Raw genomic sequence first — 7835 nt, 5'->3', positions numbered from 1 at the left:
AGCGTGAGGTAAGGGCAATTCGTGGATGCCTTGGCACATACAGGCGATGAAGGACGTGGCACGCTGCGATAAGCGTCGGTGAGCTGTGAGCAAGCATTGACCCGACGATTTCCGAATGGGGAAACCCACCTATCCCGATTAATTCGATCTTAGCGGCAACGCTTAGATGGAGTTAATTAGGTTAGGTATCACTTAGCTGAATACATAGGCTTCGTGAAGCGAACCCGGCGAACTGAAACATCTCAGTAGCTGGAGGAAAAGACATCAACCGAGATTCCGTTAGTAGTGGCGAGCGAACGCGGACCAGGCCAGTGCCTGATGGTGAATTAGCAGAAGCTTCTGGAAAGTAGCGCCATAGCGGGTGACAGCCCCGTATGCGAAAATGAAACATCAGGACTCGAGTAGGGCGGAACACGTGAAATTCTGTCTGAACATGGGGGACCACCCTCCAAGCCTAAATACTCGTATGTGACCGATAGCGAACTAGTACCGTGAGGGAAAGGTGAAAAGCACCCCGATGAGGGGAGTGAAACAGTACCTGAAACGGATTGCCTACAAGCAGTTGGAGGGCTTTTATGGCCTGACAGCGTACCTCTTGCATAATGGGTCTGTGACTTAATGTATCAAGCAAGCTTAAGCCGATAGGTGTAGGCGCAGCGAAAGCGAGTCTGAATAGGGCGCTAGAGTTTGATGTATTAGACCCGAAACCCGGCGATCTAGGCATGACCAGGATGAAGGTGCAGTAACATGCACTGGAGGTCCGAACCGATTAACGTTGAAAAGTTACCGGATGAGTTGTGTTTAGGGGTGAAAGGCCAATCAAGCCGGGAAATAGCTGGTTCTCCGCGAAAACTATTGAGGTAGTGCCTCGCACGAACACCTTAGGGGGTAGAGCACTGGATGGGCTAGGGGTCGCGAGATCTACCAAACCTAACCAAACTCCGAATACCTAAGAGTGATATGCGGGAGACAGACGGCGGGTGCTAAGGTCCGTCGTCAAAAGGGAAACAGCCCTGACCTACAGCTAAGGCCCCCAAATCGTATCTAAGTGGGAAAGCATGTGGGACTTCCAAAACAACCAGGAGGTTGGCTTAGAAGCAGCCATCCTTTAAAGAAAGCGTAACAGCTCACTGGTCTAAACAAGAGGTCCTGCGGCGAAGATGTAACGGGGCTCAAGATACGTGCCGAAGCTTAGGGTGTGCCACTTATGTGGTACGCGGTAGCGGAGCGTTCCGTAAGCCTGTGAAGCGATCTGGTAATGGGTCGTGGAGGTATCGGAAGTGCGAATGCAGACATGAGTAGCGATAAAGAGGGTGAGATGCCCTCTCGCCGAAAGACCAAGGGTTCCTGCGCAAGGCTAATCCGCGCAGGGTGAGCCGGCCCCTAAGACGAGCCCGAAGGGGTAGTCGATGGGAACCACGTTAATATTCGTGGGCCTGGTGGTGTGTGACGGATCATGTGTGTTGTCATCCCTTATCGGATTGGGATGGCTTCGAAATGGTTCCAGGAAATAGCCCCACCGTATAGACCGTACCCGAAACCGACACAGGTGGTCAGGTAGAGTATACCAAGGCGCTTGAGAGAAGTGTCCTGAAGGAACTCGGCAAATTGCCTCCGTACCTTCGGAAGAAGGAGGCCCTCACTATGCGCAAGCACTTTGAGGGGGCACAGGCCAGGGGTAGCGACTGTTTAGCAAAAACACAGGGCTCTGCTAAGTCGGCTTCAAGACGACGTATAGGGCCTGACGCCTGCCCGGTGCCTGAAGGTTAAGTGGAGGGGTGCAAGCTCTGAAATGAAGCCCAGGTAAACGGCGGCCGTAACTATAACGGTCCTAAGGTAGCGAAATTCCTTGTCGGGTAAGTTCCGACCTGCACGAATGGCGTAACGACTTCCCCACTGTCTCCAGGACATGCTCAGCGAAATTGAATTCTCCGTGAAGATGCGGAGTACCCGCGGTTAGACGGAAAGACCCCGTGCACCTTTACTGCAGCTTCAGAGTGGCATTAGGAAGAAACTGTGTAGCATAGGTGGGAGGCTTTGAAGCATCGGCGCCAGCTGATGTGGAGCCATAGGTGAAATACCACCCTGTTTGTTTCTGATGTCTAACCTCGTTCCGTAAGCCGGAACAGGGACCCTCTGTGGCGGGTAGTTTGACTGGGGCGGTCGCCTCCTAAAGAGTAACGGAGGCGCGCAATGGTGGGCTCAGGACGGTCGGAAACCGTCTGTTAGAGTGCAATGGCATAAGCCCGCCTGACTGCGAGACTGACAAGTCGAGCAGAGACGAAAGTCGGTCATAGTGATCCGGTGGTCCCTCGTGGAAGGGCCATCGCTCAACGGATAAAAGGTACGCCGGGGATAACAGGCTGATAACCCCAAGAGCTCATATCGACGGGGTTGTTTGGCACCTCGATGTCGGCTCATCACATCCTGGGGCTGGAGCAGGTCCCAAGGGTTTGGCTGTTCGCCAATTAAAGTGGTACGTGAGCTGGGTTCAGAACGTCGCGAGACAGTTTGGTCCCTATCTGCCGTGGGCGTCGAAATTTGAGAGGAGTTGACCCTAGTACGAGAGGACCGGGTTGAACATACCTCTGGTGTACCAGTCGTTCCGCCAGGAGCGCAGCTGGGTAGCTATGTATGGACGGGATAACCGCTGAAAGCATCTAAGCGGGAAGCCTCCCTCGAGATAAGATTTCATAGAGCCGTCGGAGACCACGACGTTGATAGATCGGATGTAGAAGTGCGGTAACGCATGGAGCTAACCGATACTAATTGCTCTATTCGCGCTTGAGAGTCTCACACCATCAATGACAACACTGGGCAACCAGCTAGCCATTCGATAGTGCGGATGATTAAGACGACGCCAGATTGCCAATCCCCTCGCCGTCGAGGGATTGGTCGAATACCACTACAAACCTTGCACGGTATCGATTTTAAACCCTCAGCCACGCTGCAAAGCAAAGCTGAGGGACCCAGATATGACGCAACGCATGTCGCACCGGCTCCATTGCCTGGTGGCTATAGCGTCGGTGTCCCACCCGATCCCATTCCGAACTCGGCCGTGAAACCCGACTGCGCCAATGGTACTATCGCTCAAGCGATGGAAGAGTAGGTCGTCGCCAGGCATTGAAGCCCGTGCAACATGCAAACACACCATATCACAAACCCATTCACAAACGTCTTCTACCCATTGTTCCCTCAGCGGAACACTCGGGTCCCATCAAAGTATTACTTTGATGGGTGCCCTGTCGCGGGGTGGAGCAGCCCGGTAGCTCGTCAGGCTCATAACCTGAAGGTCACAGGTTCAAATCCTGTCCCCGCAACCAACTTCCTACATACCACAACACCCCGTAGCGCCAGCTCCGGGGCTTTTCACGTTCCTGCTCAAGCGTATCCGACCGCCCCAACCATGGCGATAAGTTTGCACCCGCCGAAGCAATTCCGATGGTCGAGCACCGCGTTCGAGTCCGCACGGCCCCCTTGCGCTCTATGAATGCTCCAACAACCTGCGCGCGATGTACCGCATTCGCCAGCTTTCCACTCGTACCCTGCCGGTGCTTGTCCGATTGCCCATGGGTCGCCTGGTACAAAAATACCTCATATCTACGTATTCTCTACCTGGGATACATCCTGTCCGACGCGGGTTATGCGTTTGGGAAATATGGGTTTTCCGTCCGATCGGACGGAGGCCGCATGGGGCCCGAAGACAGGGGCTTATCATGACTCAGCATCGTAGTTTCGCACGCATCGCAGGGGTTCTTATCGTCGGGGTCGGCGCACTGTCGCTGTCCGCGTGCGTCAACCCGTCGGCAAAGATCGCGACCTCGCTCGAAGGCTATGGCTTCCAGCCGGCGCAGTCGCAGTGCGTCGGCGACCGGCTCGAGGCGAACCTGTCGCTCGGGCAACTCCAGCAGCTCGGTCGTGCCGCCAAGGCGTCGCGCGAAGGCGACACGACGCCGGGCCGCCTGACCGTGGGCGATTTCATCCGCGTGTCGGGGCAGGTCAAGGATCCCAAGGTGCCGCTCGAAGTCGGCAAGGCTGCCGCTGCGTGCGGTATCCTGAGCGATCCGGCGTCGCCGCTCTGAAATGAAAGAATCGGACGCGGCATCGCCGTCCATTCGCAGGATGCCGCGTACCTTCGGGATCAGGCTCCGTAGAGGGTTTTTAGGGACACTATCATGCAAGACGTAACCTATGCGGGCGATACGGTCGTATCGAACACCCGCGACTTCGGGGCGCAAGCCTGGAGCTACGTGGAAATCTGGACGCCGCGGATCATCGCGGCGCTGATCATCCTGGTGATCGGCTGGGCGATCGCCCGCGCCGTGAAGTGGGGCGTCGCCAAGCTCGTCAACAAGACGCCGCTCGCGATCCACGCCAACGAGCCCAACGCCAACCCGCGCAACCCGACCACGATCGGCGCGCAGGTCGGCGATGCCGCCTATTGGGTGGTTCTGCTGATCGCGCTGTTCCTCGCAACGCAGCCGCTGGGCCTTGCCGGCGCGACCGGCCCGCTTGGCGACATGCTTCAGGGCTTCGGTCAGGCGGTACCGCGGATCATCGGCGCCGCGCTGATCTTCTTCTTGGGCTATGTGCTCGCCAAGGTCGCCAAGAAGGCCGTCGAGGCGGTCATCACAGCCAGCCATGTCGAGCGTTTCTCGACGCACGTCGGTGCGACCAAGCCGAGCGATCCGACCATGCTGCCCCGGACGATCGGTGGCATCGTGTTCGCTCTGATCATCATCCCGGTCTCGATCGCGGCGCTCGACACGCTGAACATCGCGGCGATCTCGCAGCCGGCAACCGCCATGCTGCGCATCATCCTCGATGCGATCCCGCACGTCATCGCCGCCGGCATGATCCTCGCCGTCGCCTATGTCATCGCCAAGTTCGCGTCGCGCCTGTTGACGCAGTTCCTCGCCACGACCGGTTTCGACCGGACGATCGGCTCGATCGGCATCTTCGGCAGCGCAGAGAACCGCCTGCTCGGCACGACTGGACCCTCGTTCGTGCCTTCAAAGGCCGTGGGTACAGGCGCATTCGTCGCGATCCTGATCTTCGGCCTGATGGAAGCCTTCCGCCAGCTGAACTTCGCCTATGGCTCGCAGATCATGGCCGAGGTGCTGACGCTGTTCGGGCAGGTCGTGTTTGGTGCGATCATCATCTTCGCATCGGTCGTCATCGCGCGCTTCGTGGCCCATGCGATCGAGCGTAACGGCGACCAGGGCACGCGCGTTGCGGCACCGGTCGTGCGGATCGCGATCATCGTGCTCGGCACGGCGATCGGCCTGCGCTTCATGGGCCTGGCCGACGACATCATCAACCTGGCGTTCGGGTTGCTGCTCGGTGCGATCGCGGTGGCTTTTGCATTGGCGTTCGGGTTGGGTGGTCGCGATGCGGCGGGGAATGCGGTTAAGCGTATGCTTGATGGCGCCAAGGCCGACGACAACGCCGCCACCAAGCGTTCGCTCGGCGAAGAAACGACGGTAGATTCGATGAACCGTCCGCAATCCGCATCGTTCGAGGATCGTAACGACGCGCGCGACGTTACCGAAACGCCTCGTTTCTGAGTCCCTCTCTTCAAACCATTATCAACCAAGGAGACTATCCATGAACACCGATACCCTCGCAGGCGCAGCAACCGATTTCGGCGGCAAGGCCAAGGAAGCTCTCGGCACCGCGACCGGCGACAAGGCGCTCAAGGGCGAAGGCGTTGCGGATCAGTTGGGCGGCACCGTCCAGAAGACCGTCGGTCAGGCCAAGGACGTCGTCGAGGACAACATCCGTCCGCTCGTCGACTATGTGCGCCAGTTCTCGAAGGAGCGCCCTTTCACCGCAGCAGCGGTTGCCGGCGTCCTCGGCATCGCGCTGATCAACACGCTCCGCGGCAAGTAAGCCGTACGGGCTTAGCCCAAAGGGGCGGCGGACGGCCAAGGCCTCCGCCGCCCCAATTTCGAGGATCAGAGACGCACGTCGAGGCGTCCTGTACGAGGCATTAGAGGATGACCGAAGCGTCACAGTTTCGCGCCGCTGCAGCAGCAGCGCGGCGCCCGCGTCCCATCGCCACCGCGCGCCGTCTGGCAGCCGAGACGATCGGGACTTTCTGGCTGGTCCTTGGCGGTTGCGGCGCCGCCGTATTGGCAGCCGGCACCGATGTTCCCGGTTCGATCGGGCTGGTCGGCGTCTCGCTCGCCTTCGGCCTGACCGTCTTCACGATGGCGTTTGCCGTCGGCTTCATTTCCGGCGGGCATTTCAACCCCGCAGTCAGCCTTGGCCTGACGATCGCCGGGCGGTTTCCCGCGCGCGATCTGCCTGGCTATGTCCTCGCGCAGCTCGTCGGCGGGATTCTTGCCAGCGCAGCGCTTGCGGCGCTCGCATCGGGTACGGCCGGGTTCGATCTGGTCGCTAGTGGGTTCGCGGCCAATGGTTATGGCGCGCATTCCCGGGTGGCTACAGCGCCGCTACCGCGTTTCTCGCCGAGGCGATCCTGACTGCCGGCTTCCTGACCGTCATTCTCGGCGCCACCGACGAGCGTTCGCCCGCAGCGTTCGCGCCGCTCTCGATCGGCCTCGCGCTGACGCTCATCCACCTGATCTCGATCCCGATCGACAATACGTCGGTCAATCCCGCGCGCAGCACCGGCCCCGCCCTGTTCGTCGGCGGCTGGGCGCTGTCGCAGCTCTGGCTGTTCTGGCTCGCACCGCTGACCGGTGCCGCCGTTGCCGGGTTGCTCGGCCGCTGGCTGTTCGCGCACACCGACGAGGATCAGTCGCCTGGCCCGATCGGCGATACCCCGGTCGAGCTGCTCGTCGCGGACGATCGCACCCTGCGGGCGCCCGCATGGAAGGGGGCAGCGCATGATCGATCACAGCGATCACAGCGATTACGATGCGGACTTCGACGACGCTCATCACGAGCCCGGTTCCGACGAGGAATGGGAGGGCCTGTGGAATACCGAGGAGCGCAACCGCGACACGCTCCGCAAGATCGAACTCGGGCTGGTCGTCGTCGCGGCCGCCGCGGCACTGGTGGTTCTACGCGGCGGCTGGTTGCGGCTGTCGTCGCGGCCGAGCCATATCGTCCCGTCCGCGGCCGATATCCACGTCAAGCCGCCACCGCCGCGCTGACCCTGGATATCGCTCACCTACCGGGCCGCATCGCGCACACAAAAAGGGGCGGTTGCCAGCATCTTCGCCGGCAACCGCCCCTTTAATCACTCAAGACCTATCAGGCGGCGTTACGGTCCGCCTGATGATCCTCGATCCGGACCTCGGCATCGCGCGCGAGATCATTGGCCGCGGCGCCCGTGATCTCGATCCGGCGTGGCTTCATCGCCTCGGGTATCTCGCGCTTCAGGGCGATCCGCAACAGCCCGTTGTCGAAGCTCGCGGTCTGCACCTGGACGAAATCGGCCAGCTGGAACCGCCGCTCGAACGCGCGCGTCGCGATCCCGCGGTGGACGAAGCGGCCTTCGTCACGGTCGTCCGGCTTGCGCCCGCTGACCGTCAGCTGGTTGTTCTGCGCGACGATCTCGATGTCGTCGGGTCGGAACCCGGCCACCGCGAGCGTGATCTGATAGCTGTCCTCGCTCTCGCGTTCGATGTCGAACGGCGGATAGCCATCGACCGTCTCGGTCCGCGCGGTCGCCTCCAACAGGTCGAACAACCGGTCGAAGCCGACGGTGGACCGACGATAGGGCGTGAAATCGAAGTTCGTCCTCATATCCAAATCCTCCTCATGAGCAATCTGAGCACGAGGAGCACCGGGAGAGCCGGTGCCCTCAGTCACCGGACCGATCAACGCGTCCGGCGAGGGCAAAAATAATTTTCTGCCCGCGA

At 60.0% G+C, this 7835-nt stretch carries 5 protein-coding genes, 1 tRNA gene, 2 rRNA genes and 1 pseudogene (1 of these 9 only partly in view); 8 read left to right on the top strand and 1 reads right to left on the bottom strand.

Annotated features, from left to right (window positions below; translation table 11 throughout):
* The 8 genes and pseudogenes from AC0IX7_RS14765 to AC0IX7_RS14730 all read left to right on the top strand — a co-directional run.
* A 23S ribosomal RNA gene (locus AC0IX7_RS14765) occupies positions 1-2789 on the top strand; it begins 2 nt to the left of the window's first position.
* A 218-nt stretch (positions 2790-3007) separates the two neighbouring features.
* Positions 3008-3122, top strand: a 5S ribosomal RNA gene (rrf, locus tag AC0IX7_RS14760).
* A gap of 124 nt (positions 3123-3246) precedes the next feature.
* A tRNA-Met gene (locus AC0IX7_RS14755) sits at positions 3247-3323 on the top strand.
* Positions 3324-3716: 393 nt separating this feature from the next.
* Positions 3717-4082 (top strand): hypothetical protein, encoded by a 366-nt coding sequence (locus AC0IX7_RS14750; RefSeq protein ID WP_471812585.1) that lies wholly within the window; start codon positions 3717-3719, stop codon positions 4080-4082.
* Between the two features lie 93 nt (positions 4083-4175).
* Positions 4176-5567, top strand: a complete 1392-nt coding sequence (locus AC0IX7_RS14745) for a mechanosensitive ion channel (RefSeq protein ID WP_471812583.1) — start codon at positions 4176-4178, stop codon at positions 5565-5567.
* Positions 5568-5607: 40 nt separating this feature from the next.
* Entirely contained in the window at positions 5608-5892 is a 285-nt protein-coding gene (locus AC0IX7_RS14740; protein WP_471812581.1) for a CsbD family protein, read from the top strand.
* 107 nt (positions 5893-5999) lie between these two features.
* Positions 6000-6760 (top strand): annotated as a pseudogene (aqpZ, locus tag AC0IX7_RS14735) (aquaporin Z); the annotation flags it as partial.
* 94 nt (positions 6761-6854) lie between these two features.
* Entirely contained in the window at positions 6855-7124 is a 270-nt protein-coding gene (locus AC0IX7_RS14730) for a hypothetical protein (RefSeq protein WP_471813996.1), read from the top strand.
* 100 nt (positions 7125-7224) lie between these two features.
* On the opposite strand, the gene AC0IX7_RS14725 is transcribed toward AC0IX7_RS14730, so the two are convergent.
* Entirely contained in the window at positions 7225-7719 is a 495-nt protein-coding gene (locus AC0IX7_RS14725; protein WP_471812579.1) for an Hsp20 family protein, read from the bottom strand.
* Positions 7720-7835: the final 116 nt, after the last annotated feature.

The organism is Sphingomonas sp. AC411, assembly GCF_979253035.1.
The sequence above is the reverse complement of the archived record's forward strand: the minus strand, read 5'-3'. Positions and strand labels throughout refer to the sequence as shown.